Here is a 16,608-nt window from a genome sequence, read left to right on the forward strand (position 1 = left end):
AAATGAGTGAACATGTTTTACAATGATGAAGAAGTTCATTTTGCACTGGATAATAAGTCAACCTCATTTTAACGAAGAGCCGTGACAGAGGCAATGCGGTTTGTTTAATATATTTGCATCATGTTATTTTTGTTTGCGAGATGACTGCGGATGAATAGGGGGATGGTGAAAACGTGATCAACCAACTGCAAAATCGCCTGAAAGAAAAACGGGTAGCCTTGGGCATGACACAAGAAGAAGTGGCGAAGCGCATTGGGGTGACGCGCCAGCTGATCAGTTCCATTGAAGCCGGGAACAGCAATCCCACTGTGCTGGTGGCGTTGAAATTAAGTGAGCTGTTTGCATGTCGCATGGAAGACCTCTTTTATGTCGATGATCCATCCCACTCATTGATTCAAGCGGAATATTTTGCTTCTTCCCCCGATCAGGGGCAGGGGGAACATCGGGTCGCTGTGGCGCGGATTGACAACCGCATCATCGCGCGGCCATTAGATGGCGTCGATGCGGGCCTATTGCCGCTCACCCCGGCGAATGGCATAGTCCAGCGGTCGGACGCGGAAGCCGTCCAGGTGGAACTGCTGGATGACCGGCAAGCCCTCGCCGCTCACCTTTTTTTGGCCGGTTGCGATATCGGCTTGGGTTTGTTGTCCCGCCATGCGGAGCGGAGTCATCCAAGCCAAAGCGTGTTTTGGTTTCACGCCAATAATCTCGAAGCAGTCACACAGTTAAAAAAGGGACAGGCGCATATCGCCGCGATCCATTATCAACCGGGGGAAGAAACGGCTTTGTGCGGGGAGTTTCCCTTCGCCACGAAGACGATTCGGTTTGCGTTGTGGGAACAGGGATGGATGGTGCGGAAAGGGAATCCCAAACGGTTTGTCGGCGGGGCTGATTTGGTGAGACCGGACATCCACTTGGTCAACCGTGAACGGGGGGCAGGGGCGAGGCATTTGTTGGATGCGGAGCTGGCCAAAGAAGGGGTGCCGGTGGAGTTGGTGAATGGATACGACAGGGAAGTGAGCAGCCATGCGGCCGTAGCGGATGCGGTGCAAAAAGGCTTGGCGGATGTGGGGGTGGGATTGGCGAGTGCGGCCCGGCTGTATGGACTTGATTTTATCCCATTGCGTCAAGAGTGCTGTGATTTGATCATTCCCGCCTCCTACCTTGGAGAGGAAGCGGTGCAAAATCTGCTTCATACTCTGAATTCGGGTGTATTCCGCAAGGATTTGCAATCGTTTGGCCCGTATATCATGTGAACGGGAAAGGTAGCCAAAGGGGGACTCGGTTTCTATGAACAAACGGCGGTTGAATTGCGGGAATCCTCTGTCATATCGGCGTTGAAACAGGTAAAATAGGGATAAAAAGGAATAAGGATGATGCGGATGAAATGGGGAGCAAAGATTTCATTATTGATCATTTTGTTGATCGTGGTGATCTCAGCATATTGGGTTGGCTATTGGAATGGCAGATTTGGCGATTGGTTAGATGCGGCGGAGCCACCGAAACCGACCATTACCGTGGACGGGAAGAAGGTCGGATTGGTTCGTGGTTCTTATTCGTGGAGGGAAAGACCTTCTTTGCTTCCATTCTGGGACTCGGGCAAGGCGGTAATCGCGGATTCCATCGGCCCGATTGAGTATTTTCGGCTTCATCCGGATCAGTCGGTATCGGTTAAAGCCGGAGCCATGATTGAAGCGGAACCCCCCGAAGGTATTGTTCAATTTGACCTGATGAATGAGACCCAAGAGGGGAAGGTTGACCCCTACCGAGTGCCGGCTGAAAAGGGAAAAACCATCTATTCGCTTGACATGAAATGGCCCGCGCAAGGTAGGGCGTCATACTATTTCATGCTTGAGGTGAAATGAACGGCGACCAACCCGTCTTTGGCCGTTTTTTCCGTCAATAAAACAGCCCGCCATCTCTAACGTTGAAGAGATGGCGGGCTTTAAGCTGTTATCCGCTCAATAATATGGAGAAATCAAGATATAGACGAGCACACCCGTGATGCTGACATATAACCAAATCGGCATGGTGAACCGGGCGATCTTGCGATGTTTTTCCACCTGCATCTTGTATCCGAAGACGGCTGTGTACAAAGCCAAGAAAACGGTGGGCGCAGCAAGCACGATATGGCTGATCAACACAATATAGTAGATCACCTTGATGAACCCTTCCCCGCCAAAATGCGTGGACTCGGCATTCATGTGGTAAAACACGTAGGTGATCAGGAACAGGAATGTGCTGGTGAACGCCGCGAAGATAAACCGGCGGTGCATGGTAATGTTTTTCTGTTTGATGAAGAAGAGAGCGACTAAGAGAAACAAGGTGGTGAAACTGTTAAAGACCGCATTGAGGGCGGGCAAAAACGTTAAGTCCAAATGGGAGAGGCCTTTGTATTTGGGCAAAAAGAAAATCAATACAATGACGGAATTAAGCAGGATGGTAATCCCTACAATCCAAGGCGTGTAGTTATCCGTTTTAAGCTTCACTTCACTTCCCACCAATCTATTTGAACTGGAAACATCTCCTCTATGATGCGGATCATCTCATTGGCTATTTTAGAGATTCCGCGGCGGATAGTCAATTGTGAGGTTGACCGCCTCGGGGGCAAATGGGTTTAATGGAAACAGACGATGGGAGAGGAGGAGATGAAAATCGCATCGATTCGTGTTCGTTTTCTGGTTTCCTTTACGGCCATATTCATTATCTCCCTGATCTTGTTGGTTTTTGGCGTACTGGTCAGCATGGTGGCGATTGCCGGGGATGTCACCAGCGCCAGTCAATTTTACACTCATTACTTTGCGCAAAAACCACTCAGCGCACAGGAAGAAAATCTCTACCTCGATTTGAAATATATGGCGAAGAAGCAGCCCCTTCTATTGGAGCAACAACAGGTCTGGATGAATTTGGAGAAGAAGCGGCTGGCCTCCTTGAAGATGGGTTTGGTTGTGCGGAAAGAGAATCGCGTGTTGTATCAATCGCCTTCCCTGAAGGACAAACAACTCGCCCAGGCTTTGCCGCCGTACGAGCCGGCCAATCTCAAGGTGCGGGACACGCTTGAGATCAATGGGCAATACTATTCGTTTGTCAAATTTGATTATGACTGCCCCGACCAGGCGGAGGGCAGCCTGTATCTGTTGAAAAAAGTGAATCCATTCACCGAATTGGTCCGCAAATCCCTGCCTTTATTCTTGATTGTGCTGTTGATCCTGTTTGTCGGCAGCAATGGTTATATTTACTATCTGGTCTCCCGAAGCGTGATTCGGCCCCTTCTCCGGCTGGAACAGGCGGCCAATCGGATAAAGGAAGGGGAATTGGACTTTCATGTCCGCCCCGTTTCCCATGATGAAATCGGAAAAGTGGCTTGCGCTTTTGAAGAGATGAGGTCCAAGTTGAAAGATTCGGTGGAACAACAAGGGCAGATCGAACAAAGCCGCAAGGAGATGATCTCTTCCATCTCCCATGATTTAAAAACCCCCATCACCTCCATCATCGGTTATGTGGAAGGGATTCGCGACGGGGTGGCCAACACCCCTGATAAAATCAACCAATATCTGATGACCATTTCCGCTAAAGCCCGATATATGGACCATTTGATTGACGAACTGGCCTTGTTTTCCAAATTGGATCTAAAACAGGCCCCGTTCACGTTCAAGAAGATTCACTTGCAAGCTTACTTGCGGGATTATCTGGAAGAGAGAACGGTGGACTTGGCCAAAGCGGGGTTCCATGTGCGTCATGAATGGCCCGGGACGCCGATCTGGGTCTGGGCCGATCCGGAAAAATTGGCGCGGGTGTTGGAGAATGTGTTGGACAACAGCGTAAAATACGGAGACAAAGAAGAGAAACGGCTGGCGGTCATCGTTTCTGGCGGTGATGACAAAGCGACCATTCAAATAGAGGATAATGGTGCGGGAATCGATTTCCCAAGCATCTCCCGCGTGTTTGAGCGATTTTACCGTGCCGAGCCTTCCCGCAGTTCGCGAACGGGTGGGAGCGGGTTGGGATTGGCCATTGCCAAGCAAATTGTCGAGGGGCATGGGGGACGGATTTGGGCGACAAGCGAAAAAGGGCAAGGGACCAGTATTTTCTTCACCCTTTCTGTGGCAGGTGAACAACGTGAAAAAAGTGTTGATCATTGAAGATGATACCAGCATTGCGCAATTGCAAAAAGATTATCTGGAGGTGAATGGCTTTCAAGTGGACATGGAGCACTCCGGATATAAGGGATTGCAGGCCGCTTTGGGCAACGACTATGATTTGATTGTGCTTGACCTGATGTTGCCCAATATCGATGGGTTTGAAGTGTGCCGACGAATTCGGACGGAGAAAGAAGTGTGCATTTTGCTGGTGACGGCCAAGAATGAGGATATAGACAAGATCAAAGGGTTTAGTGTGGGGGCGGACGATTACCTTACCAAACCATTTAGCCCCAGTGAATTTGTCGCCAGAGTGAAGGCTCATCTCGCCCGTTACGAGCGGCTCTTGTCAAAGCGGGAAGAACAACAGACGGAGATACACGTTCGCGACTTGGTCATCAATCAATCTTCGCATCGCGTATATGTGAGGGGAAAGGAAGCCTTTTTGACCACCAAGGAGTTTGAACTCTTATGTTTTTTCGCCAATCATCCCAACCAGGTGTTTAGCAAAGAGGACCTGTTTGAGAGACTGTGGGGAGTGGAGGCGACGGCGGATCTGTCCACGGTGACGGTTCACGTCCGTAAGTTGCGTGAAAAGATCGAGGCCAATCCCTCCCGTCCACAGGTGGTCGAAACGGTGTGGGGAGCCGGATACCGTTTCAATATGTAAAGGAAGCCCGAGAAAAAACCACTTAGGCCGGAATGAAAAGTGGTTTTTTCTTTTTGTTATCGAATGGAGGTTAGCTCACCGTCTGCAAACAATTGTTGACGGCTCGGGCCAACCGTTCGATCCCGATCGTGAGTTCTTCCGGTGAAGGATGGGAGAAGTTGAGGCGCAGGGTGTTCAACCGCGGAGCTCCCACATAAAACTCCGTTCCCGGCACGAAGGAGACTCCCTCGCGGACGGCTTCTTGAAACAACATCTCCGCATTTATGGAAACAGGAAGCTCAACCCACAAAAACATCCCGCCTTTGGGTTGATTCCAATGAATGTCGTCCCACTGCTGCTTCGCCAACAGCCCGGTCATAAGTTGCATCCGCCCTTTGTACTCCCGTCGGATTTTTTCGATGTGGGCATCGATGTCGAAGTGGGTAAACAACTGATAGAGCGCTTGTTGGTCCAGTGAGCTGGAATGCAAATCAGCCGCCTGTTTGGCCCGCACCAAGGCGCTGATGATCCGCCGGTCACCGATGACCCAACCGCTCCTCAGTGCGGGAACGACGGTCTTGGAAACGGTGCTTGTATAAACGACGATCGATCCATCGGGATGCTGATCCATGGAGTAAATGCTGGGAACATGTTCATCAGGGTGGAAGGAGAGTTCACCATAAGGGTCATCTTCCACGATGACGACGTTATGCTTACGGCAAAGGTTGAGGAGCGCTTGGCGTCGCTCGACGCTCCACACTTTGCCGGTGGGATTGGAAAAAGTGGGGGTGATATAGACCAACTTGGGCCGATGCCGTTTGATTTTGGTCAAGAGATCATCCATGTCCATCCCCAGCGAATCGCTGTTTACGGCGACGACTTGGGCTTTGTAGTATTGGAAGATTTGCAATGCGGCCAGATACGTTGGGTTTTCCACCAGGATGACATCGCCCGGGTCGATGAACACGCGCGCCAAGAGATCAATTGCCTGTTGGGAACCGGTGGTGAGAAGGATGTTTTCCAAGTTGGCGGCCATGCCTTTTTGCGCCAAACGGTGGCCGATTTGTTCCCGCAAAGGGGTATAACCTTCGGTCAACCCATACTGCAACGCTTTCCCCCCACTGGCGAACACGCGAGCAAATGCTTGTTGCAGTGCTTCGACCGGAAATAATTCTTCCGCAGGAAGCCCACCAGCAAGAGAAATGATGGAATTACCTTGGGTGAGTTTGAGAATTTCCCGGACGGCGGAAGCTTGGCCCCCTGTTTGACTTGTGCTTGCGAATGAATATTCCATGCTGATGCCCCCTGTTTGCGGATATTTGAGTGAAATGGAGATGAAGAGAGATTGGCTGTTTAAACATCGTCGATTTAGTCACAAACATCACAAAAATCTAAATATTCCATGATATGATTATGTGTTGGAGAGATTATTTCTGCTCACTAAAGAAAATATTGTAATGAGTATAATGAATTTTTCTGTTATGGTCAACCATGATTTATTCGATTTATTTGCCGATTTGATCATGTGTGTGTTTCATCTTTGAAATCAGAACGGAGTTTTGCGCGAAATAGCATTTTCTTTTTTAAGATATTTAATGATTGCCACAATAATGTAAAATGGAATTGTATCCGTTTCCATGAATTTGGCAAAGGGGAGAGTTTATTGGATTATCAAGCGAGCCAAACCCGATATGATTTGATGAAGTACAACCGCTGCGGACGTTCCGGCTTGTTGTTGTCGGCGATTTCGCTTGGGCTATGGCATAACTTTGGCGGGGTGGACCGTTTTGAAAATGGTCGGGCCATGCTGCGGAAGGCCTTTGATTTGGGGATCACCCATTTCGACTTGGCGAACAATTACGGTCCGCCGCCGGGTTCCGCGGAAGAGATGTTCGGGAAGATGTTGAAAACCGATTTTGCCCCTTAACGTGATGAAATGATCATTTCCACCAAAGCCGGTTATCGGATGTGGGACGGGCCATATGGGGAGTGGGGTTCCAAGAAATATATCGTCGCGAGTCTCGATCAGAGCTTAAAGCGGATGGGCTTGGACTATGTGGACATTTTCTATTCCCACCGTCCCGACCCCAACACCCCGCTGGAAGAGACAATGGCAGCGTTGGACTTGGTTGTCCGGCAAGGAAAGGCATTGTATGTGGGCATCTCCAATTATGATGCCGAACAGACGGCGGAAGCGATTCGCATCCTGAAGGAGTTGGGCACGCCGTTACTGATCCATCAACCAATCTATTCCATGTTAAACCGCTGGATTGAAGACGGGTTGCAGGATGTGTTGAACGAACATGGCGCCGGGTCGATTGCGTTTTGCCCATTGGCGCAAGGATTATTGACCAACAAATATCTGAAGGGCGTTCCCGAAGATTCACGGGCGGCTGGCCAATCCCCTTTCTTGTCCTCAGAGCAGATTTCGGAACGGCTGGTGTCCAAATTGCGCCGGCTGAACGGGGTGGCCCAGGAGCGGGGACAAACGCTGGCGCAGATGTCTTTGGCATGGGTATTGCGCAAAGGGCGCGTCACTTCCGCCTTGATCGGGGCGAGCCGTGTGAGCCAGATTGAAGAAAATGTGGCGGCGCTGAATAACCTCACCTTTACGGAAGAAGAATTGCAAACCATCGATGCGATCTTGCAAGAAGCGTAGGAAAACTGCTAACCCCTTTTCTCCCATTTCGCTCTGGGGGGGAAGGGGTTTTTGGTTGGGGAATCAAGATATGTCATAATGGATAAAAATCATTGCTATGGAGAGGTGAAGGTCATTGCCATCCATTCCTGACCATCTGGCTCCCAACCTGGACGTGTTGTTTGTCGGGTTCAATCCGAGCCTAAAATCGGGAGAGACAGGGCATCATTACGCAAATCCGCATAATCGCTTTTGGAAAATCCTCCATCAATCCGGATTGACCCCGCGCCTGTATCGCGCGGAGGAGGATGGGGAGCTGTTGAAACTGGGGTATGGCTTCACCAATATCGTGGCTCGCCCAACCCAAAGCGCGGCGGAGATTACCAAAGAGGAGTATCGGGCCGGACGGCGCGAGCTCAAACAGAAGATTGAAACGGTTCGTCCGCGGGTGGTTTGCTTTGTGGGCAAAGGCGTATATACCGAATACAGCGGCAGAAGAAACGTGGCATGGGGATTGCAGGAAACCCCGGTGGTTCCGGGTGTGCAGGAATTCGTCGCCCCGTCTTCCAGCGGTCTGGTGCGCATGAAGCTGGATGAGATTGTGGCGATTTACGCCGGGTTGGCCCGACTCATTAAGCCGACGAATTGACCACTCCCCATGCGTAAATGCAGTGGATTCTAGGGTAGTCCCTTCTACTGAAGAGAAATTTACCAAGCTAGCCCCGCGAGAACTCGCGAACATGTGTTCGCTAACTCATTTTTTACAAAAATGTCCGACGCTTGCTATCATCCCCATAGTTGAAGCGGGTGGTTTCTCGCTCGCAAAGATATAAAAAAAACTGCTGACCGCACGAAAGGATCGTGTTGCAGCAGATGGGTAATTGGCGTTGAACCGCTGTCGATATCACGCCCCGCCGGGTTGCGAGTTACGCTATCTCACATGTGTTCAATGCGGGTGATCCCTCTTTCTTTTGCCTCTACTATAACGGGTCTCGTCCAAAGAAGCAAAACGAATGATAAGCAATTGTAAGTGATATTGTGATATATTTGATTATATAACTTAAAAATGCTTATATTTACGTAAGATTGCAGAGGTTAGGAGGTTTTTATGTATCAGGAAGAGCGATTGATTGCTATCATGCAATATCTGAAGGAACATCATCGCATCAGTGTGCAGGAGATTTGCGACCTGTTTCAGGTATCCCGCGACACGGCTCGGCGTGATCTGGTGAAATTAAGCGAACAAAATGCCATCATCCGGACGCGCGGCGGGGCGGTGTTGCCCGTCGTGCATAAAGAAATAGAGAGTTACAAGAAACGCCTCGATTTAAAAAGCGAGGTGAAAAGCCGCATTGGCAAGGAAGCGGCGCGCCGCATCAAGCAGGGGGAATTTGTGTTGATGGACACATCGACCACGGTTCAGCACGCCGCTCAGTTTTTGCAAGCGGAGGATGTGGTCGTGGTTACCAACTCCATCGATATCGCCGATATATTATCCAACAAGGAGCGGGTGTCCATCCACTTGTTGGGAGGCATTTTTCATGCGCACAGCCGTTATTTGTACGGGGCGGGGACGGTGAAGAAGCTGCAGGAGTACCATGTGGATAAGTGCTTGATGGGTGGGGGCGGCATCGCTGAAGACGGCATTTATTTTCCGAGTGAAGAAGACGGCCAAGTGGCGCAACAAATGATTGCCCAGGCGGAACAAGTGATTGTGCTGGCGGACCAAACCAAGTTCAATAAAAAATTGTTTTTTAAAGTGTGCGGGCTGGACCAAATCGATTTGTTGATCACCGACGATGTGCCGGATGAGTGGCGGGAACGGCTTGCAGAGGCGGAAGTGGAAGTGGTGCGGGTCAACGCGGCACATGGGGCTAAGTGAAGTACGTGCGGAAAAAACGAATCTGTGGGCCGGCATCGGGTTGTTTCACTTGGGCCAACACGGCTCGATAAAATGGGTAACCCTTCATATGGGCGCCTTGTGGATTCAGATATCTCCGGCGATAAGTGATGGAATTGACATCCTCGACCAACGACAATCCGCGCGCTTCCAAATAAGCGGGCAGTTCTTCCGGCACCATCCCAAAGGTCCATGGTTCGCCAACGCGCTCCAACAACCAATAAATCCGCCGCGTTTCCGCTTCCGAGGCCAATTGTTTAATGGCGTGCCGATGCACATAAGTAAACAAAAGAAAACTGCCTGGCGCGGTGGAGCTGATAAAACGCAATGTGCGGTCAACGGCTTGTTCCGTCAGATATTGGGTGACGCCTTCCCAGATGAAAAAGGCGGGACGGGACCGATCGAAGCCAGCTTTGGTTAAGGTTTGCTCCAACTGTTGCACATTGAGGTCGGCCGCGACAAAGGTGACCCCGGCGGGCAACTGGCCGATCAAGCGAACCAACTTTCGTTGTTTGGTGGAGAGCGTATGGGATTGATCCACTTCAAACACGCGCACTTTTCTTATGTGGGGAATGCGATAGGCACGGCTATCAAAGCCGGAGCCCAGGATGACCACTTGGGTGATTCCCTGTTCCAAGGCATGGGTCAGGTGATCATCGATCAGGCGTGTGCGGGTCACTCCCGATGTTCTGGCGCCGGGACCAAAGTGATCAAGCAACATCGGCACGATTCGGCCAACGATGGGGATGCGGGCAAGGAAGGCGGCCGCTTGCAAGGGGGGACGGATGAGCTTGACGGCAAACGGGTCTTCAAACAGGCGGCGTTCCTTGGGATAGGAACTCTCCAGCGCGCGAAACCAAGCGGCAAACTCCGCCGTCCAACTGGATCGGGACGGCTGGTTTCTGGTCTTGGCCAAAATTGTCATGGAATTGCACTCACTCCTATGCACCGATTTATTTCTATATATTCGGGATTTCTATGGTTATGTCTATCGTGACTCAAAAAGGGTATAACCCTTGGTGGGAAGAGAATGTTTATCTTTGGGGGAGGTTTCATCATGACGGAATGGTTGGCGATTTTTGATGAGCATGGGCAAAAAATAGGGGTCAAATCAAGAACGGAAGTACATAAAGAGGGTGACTGGCACGAAACGTTTCACTGCTGGTTTGTGGAAGCGGCTCCGGAAGGAAACTATCTCTACTTCCAGCAACGCTCTTACCAGAAAAAAGAGTTTCCCGGCAAATTTGACATTACGGCAGCCGGGCACATTTTGGCGGATGAGGATCGGTTGTGGGGAGGACTGCGCGAACTGCAAGAAGAGTTGGGCTTGATGTTGACCGAACGGGATTTGGCCTATCTCGGTTATGTCAAAGAAGAGTTTCAGGATCGCCATCTGATTGACAAGGAATTTTGCCATATTTACGGTTATCAGGTGCAAGCGCCGATGTTACTGGCGATCGGAAACGAGGTGCAATGTGTGGTTAAAGTGGATATGGGCGCGTTTGAGCGCTTGTTGCAGGGCAAAGTGGACAAAGTGCGGGCGCTCCCTGTCGCGCCATTGCCCCATTTGGTGATGGAACTTGGCCTGGATGATTTCGCGCCGCATGAACCCCATTATTTTGCGCACGTGATCAAGGAGTTGACGCGGTTCATCAAGTAAGCTTAAGGACAAACCCATCTCTTCATCTTGTTTGAGGAGATGGGTTTTTATTGCCATGGCGCATGAGTCAGTGGGGATTTAGAAAAAAGTGGTGCAAACGGGAGTCGCCACTTTGGGAAACAAGGCGAGCAGGGCTTGCGTTGCCGCCGGCTCCGATACCGTCACTTGGCCATATGTGAGCAAGGTATCGAGGGAGACCGCTCCATATAAGAGCGCGGATAAATCGCTGATATCCATGTGGACGACAGGCGCCTCGCCCTTATGGTTGCTCAGGGTGGGTTTCCCTTCCGCAAACTGGATGGTGAAACGTTGTTCGTTTTCCGTCAGAAAGGAATCGCGGATATGGAAGGTGAAGACGGCATTCACCTTGCCGAAGGGATAGATGGCAGGGGTGGTTAGTGCCCGCTTGGCATTCAGTATGCGAACCATGAGCCCGGCTCCCGTTGTGTGCATTTCATGCGACAGCGGGGGGATCATGTTGTAAGTCCCGTTGCGCGGATCATCAAACAAATGGTAAAATTCACGATCCTGCACATAGAAAACAACCCGCTGGAATTGGTCCGCCTGACTATGCAAAAAGGCGAAAAAGGCCTGGTGCACGGCAGGCTCCTCCGCGATCCACTCCTTGACGTGCAAGTCATTATGGAAAGCGTTTTTGGGGTGATTGTTCTGGAATTGGAACGTCATGTATCCGTGAATGAGATGGCCGCGCTTATAACCCACGATGCGGTTTTTCTTGTCTGTGAACCAGCGCTTGATGTCTTGGTCTGATATTTCAATCATCCCATGCGTTTTTTCCATCACACGCTGATAGCACTCCCGCAATTGCGGGATATCCGCCTCGGTCAGATAAGTGAGCTGCTCTTTGCCTTGACCTTTGGGGATCGATGCGGGTTGAATGCGATATTCGTACCAGGTGGTGCCAAACCCAAAGCCCATTCTCTTATAAAAATCGGGGCGGAAGGAGTAGAGGAACGCAATGTGGGCCCCTTGCCCGCGATAGTGCCGCAAGAAAAAAGTGAGCAATTCCTTGGCGATTTTCTCTTTTTTGTGGAGAAGATCCACCGCAACGCTTCCCACGCCCCCCGCCAGGAGTTTGGAACCGTGCCAATTGACGGTGTAGTCATACAAACGCATGCCGCCCACCATCTGTTCATCGCGGTAGTACGCATAAAAGCGAGAGGGTCCCGGATCCTTGATGGAAGCCAGGACTTGCTTCCTGAATGGTTGCACCGTCTCCTCCCTTGTGGCGTCAAAGGAAGGGTAAGCATTGGCAATCAAGGAGATTAATGCGTCTATTTCATTCGGGGTGATGGAACGAATCTCGTTCAAGAAGCTTCATCCTTTCTGCGATCATCAATGACAACGATCACTCTTAAAAGGTAGCATTGCCTGATAGGCGAAACAAGTGGGAATGGGGCCAATCGATCGAACAATAGGGGAAATCAGAATAAGGGAAAAGAGGAAGAGATTTTTGAAAGCTTCGTTACTGGGAGCTGTTAATCAAGCTTCGTTAAGAACGAAGAAGAAAAGCGGGCAACACTAAGAACGACAGTGACTTTGCCCTCAAGCTTACGAGGACAGGCCCGTGCCGGAGTTCGGTGACGGAGCGACTTCCCGATAAAGCGACCAAGGAACGCAGACTAAAATCACTCCGGGGCCCCTTTATCAGCAAGCTTGGACATTCGTTCATCCTTGACAGTGAAGGCGTTGCCCGCCCCATTATGCGGGAGCGGGCGATGTTTGCGTATAACCTGGTGCACTCTGCGCCATCATGTCTATTCCTTCAACCCGTACTTCTTCATTTTGTTATATAACGTCCCCCGCGATATTCCCAGCAACTTAGCGGCGGCGGATTTGTTCCCGTAAGTGGTGCGGAGGGCGTTTTGGATCGCTTGACATTCCGAACCGGCGTCGTTTTCATCTCCGGGGAGGGTCAAGGGGAGGGGCGTCTCGCCATGGAGTCGCGGCACCTGCACCGTGGTGGGGAGATGTTCACGGCGGATCTGTCCATCGTCCGTCAGGATGACCAGCCGTTCGATCATGTTGCGGAGCTGGCGAATATTCCCCGGCCAGTTGTAATTCATCAAGGTGACGATCACTTCCGGGCTGAAATGGGGAACCGGTTTTCCGTATTGCACGGCGATTTCCCGGGCAAACAATTGAATCAATTCGGGAATGTCTTCAACCCGGTCGCGCAGGGGCGGCACTTCGATGGACACCACATTGAGGCGGTAGAAGAGATCCTCACGAAAGGCCCCGGCGGCAACGCGCTCTTCCAAAATCCGATTGGTTGCGGCAATGATGCGGATATCCACATGGACCGGTTCCGTGCCCCCCACGCGGTAAAATTGTTTCTCCTGCAACACGCGCAACAGCTTCACTTGCATGTCCAACGGAAGTTCGCCGATTTCATCCAGAAAAAGCGTGCCTTTGTGCGCCAACTCCAGTTTGCCCGGTTTGCCCGTGCGATCGGCTCCCGTAAAGGCGCCACCCTTATAGCCGAACAGTTCGCTTTCAAAGAGAGATGCCGGGATCGCTCCGCAGTTGATGGCAACAAAGGGTTGATCCGCCCGCCCGCTGCCGTGATGAATGGCATGGGCAAACAATTCTTTGCCCACACCCGATTCTCCCGTGATGAGTACCGTTGCGTCGGTGGGAGCGACACGGCGCGCCACTTGAATCGCTTGCAAAATGGCCGGGCCGTTTCCCTTGATGCGATGGAAGGGATCTTGGGTGGGAGTCAGTTGGCTCATTTTCTCTTCCAGCGTATGGAGTTGGGAGGTGGTGGAGAACAATTCATTGCCCAATCGCACCAATTTGGTCACATCCTGTTCGCAAGAAATTGCGCCGATCATGTACCCGTTTTGGTAAATGGGAGATGTGTTGACCAAGACGTACGTGCCGGGACGCGGTTCATGGTAAGCTTCTTGAATCGGTTGCCCTTCTTCCAGCATGCGCGAGATCATGAGCGAATTCCAACCGAAGTCTGAGATGTTTTTGCCGACGATATCCGCCGCCGGGATATCATAAAGCTGCTCGGCGGCCCGGTTCCAGTGAAGCACGGTCCCGTCAGGGTTCACGATGGTAATGGCTTCGCTGATCATATCCAACAGGGTGTTCAAAATCGTTTCCGCATGTTGCCAAGACATGGCTTTCTCCCCTTTGCTTTGTCGATAATCATCGCGCTGTTTTTTCATAAACAAAAGTGTATCGTATTATACAATATTGCACAAGATATTGAACGGATATGTGCAATGTAGTGGAAAAATGGTGGCAAAACTCCATATAAACAAAGTTGGTATGATTTTTGCTTTATTGTTTATTACTAAAAAGCAAAGGCACAGGGGGAGATTGCGATGGAACAATTGATGCGGGATGTGTTACTATTTTTGTCCAAAAACAAAATGGCCAACAAGGCGGCGAAGAAATGGGGACTTCGCTTTGGGGCCAGTCGGTTTGTGGCGGGTGAGACAATCAAGTCGGCGATTGAAACCGTGAAAAGGTTGAATGAGCAAGGCATCGTGGCGACACTGGATCATTTGGGTGAGTTTGTGTTCAGCGAAGAAGAGGCGATTGAGTCGGCCGATTATTGCATCCGTACCTTGGAAGCGATTGCAGAATCGGGAGTGAACTCCAATCTGTCACTGAAGATGACGCAACTGGGCCTGGATATCTCCAAAGAGTTGTGCATGAAGAATATGCGCCGGATTCTCGATTGCGCCAAACGCCTGAATAACTTTGTGCGCATCGACATGGAAGATTACGCGCATAATGAAGTCACCATGGACATCTTCAAAGAATTGCGGACGGAATACGGCGAAACGGTTGGGTTGGTTGTGCAGGCGTACTTGTACAAAGTGGAACGGGATATCGATGAATTGAATCAGTTCAAGCCCAATTTGCGGCTCGTGAAAGGCGCGTATAAAGAATCACCGGAAGTGGCATTTCCGAACAAAGAAGATGTGGACCGCAACTTCATCAAGATCATTGAGAAACATCTGCTCTACGGCAATTATGCGGCGATTGCCACGCATGACGAAAAAGTGATTGAACATGTGAAGAAATTTGTGAAAGAGCACAACATCCCCAATTCCCAATTTGAGTTCCAGATGCTGTATGGAATTCGCGTGCAAATGCAACAAGAGCTGGCCAAAGAAGGCTACACGATGCGCGTCTATGTGCCTTACGGAAATGATTGGTATGGCTATTTCATGCGTCGCTTGGCCGAGCGTCCGGCCAACGTGGCCTTTGTGTTGAAGTCCATGTTCAAGAAATGATGACGGTGGATGGGAAAGAGGCATGCCGAACCGGCATGCCTCTTTCTGTTTAAAATAAACGGAGCCTTTGGTATCATGGATGGGGAAAGACATAAAAGAGGAGATTATCTCATGGATCGAATTCAACTCGCTGCCGATCTCTCTTTTTCCAGAATCATTCAAGGTCTGTGGCGCTTGGTGGACTGGAAACAGTCCAAGGAAGAAACCCTTGCCTTGATCGAATTTTGTTTGGACAAGGGGATTACGACGTTTGATCATGCCGATATTTATGGGAATTACACATGTGAGTCCTTGTTTGGTGAAGCGTTGGCGTTGAAGCCGTCCTTGCGCCAAAAAATGGAACTTGTGACCAAATGCGGGATTGTCCTGCCATCGGCCAATCGCCCACACCATCGGTCCCACCATTACAATACGCGCAAAGAGCATATCATCCGATCGGTTGAACAGTCCCTGAAGAATTTTGGCACCGATACCATTGATGTGCTCTTGATCCACCGCCCTGATCCTTGCATGGACCCGGAGCAAGTGGCCGAGGCGTTTGATCAACTGAAGCGGGAGGGCAAAGTTCGTTATTTTGGGGTATCCAACTTTAAGCGTCACCAGTTCAATATGTTGCAATCCTATCTGGATTTTCCACTTGTCACCAATCAGATTGAGGTTTCGGCATACCAGCTGGAGAATGTGGAAGACGGCACCCTGAATCATTGTTTGGAAAAGCGCATTCCACCGATGGTATGGTCCCCGCTGGCGGGGGGAAAGATCTTTGACGCCCGGGATGAGAAAGCGGTTCGCCTGCGTGACACGCTTGCCAATGTTGCGTCGCAGATCGGGGCGGACGGGATCGATGAAGTCTTGTATGCGTGGCTGTTAAACCATCCGGCGAAGATGATGCCGATCGTCGGTTCGGGAAAACAGGAGCGAATCGGGAAGGCGGTTCAAGCGTTAACCCATACATTGACGTTGGATCAATGGTTTGAGATCTTGCATGCCTCAATGGGGCATGAAGTCCCGTAATAGCAAAAAAGGCCAAAGGGAGAGAAAACGTCCCTTTGGGCTTTTTTATGTAATGGTTGCATCTTCAAGATAGGAACCATAGAGGTCATCAAACTTTCTCGACATGCCTTCCAGCATTTCGTACATGCGGTCAAACGTGAGCGGCTCGTCCAATGTGTAGGATGTATCCAACGCATCAAAATGATAATTATGTAGAATATCCCATACCTCCAAATGAACATCATGCTCCATGACAATATAAAAGAGCTTTAGATTGATCCTCTCTTTAAAGACAACACCCAATACTTTCATAAATGTCTCCTCCTACGATATACAAGAACCGATGATG

Annotated in this window: 15 protein-coding genes and 1 pseudogene; 10 read left to right on the forward strand and 6 right to left on the reverse strand. The window is 50.4% G+C overall.

The window, feature by feature from the left end; genetic code table 11:
- The first annotated feature begins 173 nt into the window (after window positions 1–173).
- Both ACFQNG_RS01210 and ACFQNG_RS01215 read left to right on the forward strand, forming a co-directional pair.
- Window positions 174–1,256, forward strand: a complete 1,083-nt coding sequence (locus tag ACFQNG_RS01210) for a substrate-binding domain-containing protein (protein WP_379862969.1) — start codon at window positions 174–176, stop codon at window positions 1,254–1,256.
- A 126-nt stretch (window positions 1,257–1,382) separates the two neighbouring features.
- Complete coding sequence (locus ACFQNG_RS01215; RefSeq protein WP_379862970.1) at window positions 1,383–1,865, forward strand: hypothetical protein; 483 nt, start codon at window positions 1,383–1,385, stop codon at window positions 1,863–1,865.
- Window positions 1,866–1,961: 96 nt separating this feature from the next.
- Here the strand turns inward: ACFQNG_RS01215 and ACFQNG_RS01220 are convergent, their stop codons facing one another.
- On the reverse strand, window positions 1,962–2,489 hold the full coding sequence (locus tag ACFQNG_RS01220) for a DUF420 domain-containing protein (RefSeq protein ID WP_379862971.1): 528 nt from the start codon (window positions 2,487–2,489) through the stop codon (window positions 1,962–1,964).
- Between the two features lie 159 nt (window positions 2,490–2,648).
- On the opposite strand from ACFQNG_RS01220, the gene ACFQNG_RS01225 reads away from it, so the two are divergent.
- Window positions 2,649–4,142 carry a sensor histidine kinase gene (locus ACFQNG_RS01225; RefSeq protein ID WP_379862972.1) on the forward strand — a complete coding sequence of 498 codons (1,494 nt, stop codon included), beginning with the start codon at window positions 2,649–2,651 and terminating at the stop codon, window positions 4,140–4,142.
- Window positions 4,111–4,809 carry a response regulator transcription factor gene (locus tag ACFQNG_RS01230; RefSeq protein ID WP_379862973.1) on the forward strand — a complete coding sequence of 233 codons (699 nt, stop codon included), beginning with the start codon at window positions 4,111–4,113 and terminating at the stop codon, window positions 4,807–4,809. The genes ACFQNG_RS01225 and ACFQNG_RS01230 overlap by 32 nt, the downstream gene beginning before the upstream one ends.
- 70 nt (window positions 4,810–4,879) lie before the next feature.
- Here the strand turns inward: ACFQNG_RS01230 and ACFQNG_RS01235 are convergent, their stop codons facing one another.
- On the reverse strand, window positions 4,880–6,082 hold the full coding sequence (locus ACFQNG_RS01235; RefSeq protein ID WP_379862974.1) for an aminotransferase-like domain-containing protein: 1,203 nt from the start codon (window positions 6,080–6,082) through the stop codon (window positions 4,880–4,882).
- Between the two features lie 405 nt (window positions 6,083–6,487).
- Between ACFQNG_RS01235 and mgrA the strand changes: the two are divergent.
- From mgrA to ACFQNG_RS01250, 3 genes and pseudogenes are all read left to right on the forward strand, one after another.
- A pseudogene (gene mgrA, locus ACFQNG_RS01240) lies at window positions 6,488–7,447 on the forward strand (L-glyceraldehyde 3-phosphate reductase).
- A 115-nt stretch (window positions 7,448–7,562) separates the two neighbouring features.
- Entirely contained in the window at window positions 7,563–8,075 is a 513-nt protein-coding gene (locus tag ACFQNG_RS01245; protein WP_379862975.1) for a mismatch-specific DNA-glycosylase, read from the forward strand.
- A 459-nt stretch (window positions 8,076–8,534) separates the two neighbouring features.
- Entirely contained in the window at window positions 8,535–9,308 is a 774-nt protein-coding gene (locus ACFQNG_RS01250) for a DeoR/GlpR family DNA-binding transcription regulator (protein WP_379862976.1), read from the forward strand.
- Here the strand turns inward: ACFQNG_RS01250 and ACFQNG_RS01255 are convergent.
- Entirely contained in the window at window positions 9,301–10,251 is a 951-nt protein-coding gene (locus ACFQNG_RS01255; RefSeq protein ID WP_379862977.1) for a class I SAM-dependent methyltransferase, read from the reverse strand. The two genes, ACFQNG_RS01250 and ACFQNG_RS01255, sit on opposite strands and share 8 nt — an antisense overlap.
- Window positions 10,252–10,383: 132 nt before the next feature.
- On the opposite strand from ACFQNG_RS01255, the gene ACFQNG_RS01260 reads away from it, so the two are divergent.
- Complete coding sequence (locus ACFQNG_RS01260; RefSeq protein WP_379862979.1) at window positions 10,384–10,986, forward strand: NUDIX hydrolase; 603 nt, start codon at window positions 10,384–10,386, stop codon at window positions 10,984–10,986.
- 78 nt (window positions 10,987–11,064) lie between these two features.
- Here ACFQNG_RS01260 and ACFQNG_RS01265 read toward each other — a convergent pair whose 3' ends face one another.
- Together ACFQNG_RS01265 and ACFQNG_RS01270 are read right to left on the reverse strand one after the other, a co-directional pair.
- A complete protein-coding gene (locus ACFQNG_RS01265) occupies window positions 11,065–12,318 on the reverse strand; it encodes a GNAT family N-acetyltransferase (protein ID WP_379862981.1) in 1,254 nt (417 codons plus the stop codon).
- A 446-nt stretch (window positions 12,319–12,764) separates the two neighbouring features.
- The gene (locus ACFQNG_RS01270) at window positions 12,765–14,138 is read right to left on the reverse strand and encodes a sigma-54 interaction domain-containing protein (protein WP_379862982.1); all 1,374 of its coding nucleotides are present in this window, start codon (window positions 14,136–14,138) and stop codon (window positions 12,765–12,767) included.
- A gap of 207 nt (window positions 14,139–14,345) precedes the next feature.
- On the opposite strand from ACFQNG_RS01270, the gene ACFQNG_RS01275 reads away from it, so the two are divergent.
- Complete coding sequence (locus ACFQNG_RS01275) at window positions 14,346–15,266, forward strand: proline dehydrogenase family protein (protein WP_379862983.1); 921 nt, start codon at window positions 14,346–14,348, stop codon at window positions 15,264–15,266.
- Window positions 15,267–15,377: 111 nt separating this feature from the next.
- A complete protein-coding gene (locus tag ACFQNG_RS01280) occupies window positions 15,378–16,280 on the forward strand; it encodes an aldo/keto reductase (protein ID WP_379862984.1) in 903 nt (300 codons plus the stop codon).
- 45 nt (window positions 16,281–16,325) lie between these two features.
- Here the strand turns inward: ACFQNG_RS01280 and ACFQNG_RS01285 are convergent, their stop codons facing one another.
- Window positions 16,326–16,571 carry a hypothetical protein gene (locus ACFQNG_RS01285; protein WP_379862986.1) on the reverse strand — a complete coding sequence of 82 codons (246 nt, stop codon included), beginning with the start codon at window positions 16,569–16,571 and terminating at the stop codon, window positions 16,326–16,328.
- Between the last annotated feature and the right edge of the window lie 37 nt (window positions 16,572–16,608).

The organism is Laceyella putida, assembly GCF_042665195.1.
Lineage (GTDB): Bacteria > Bacillota > Bacilli > Thermoactinomycetales > Thermoactinomycetaceae > Laceyella > Laceyella putida.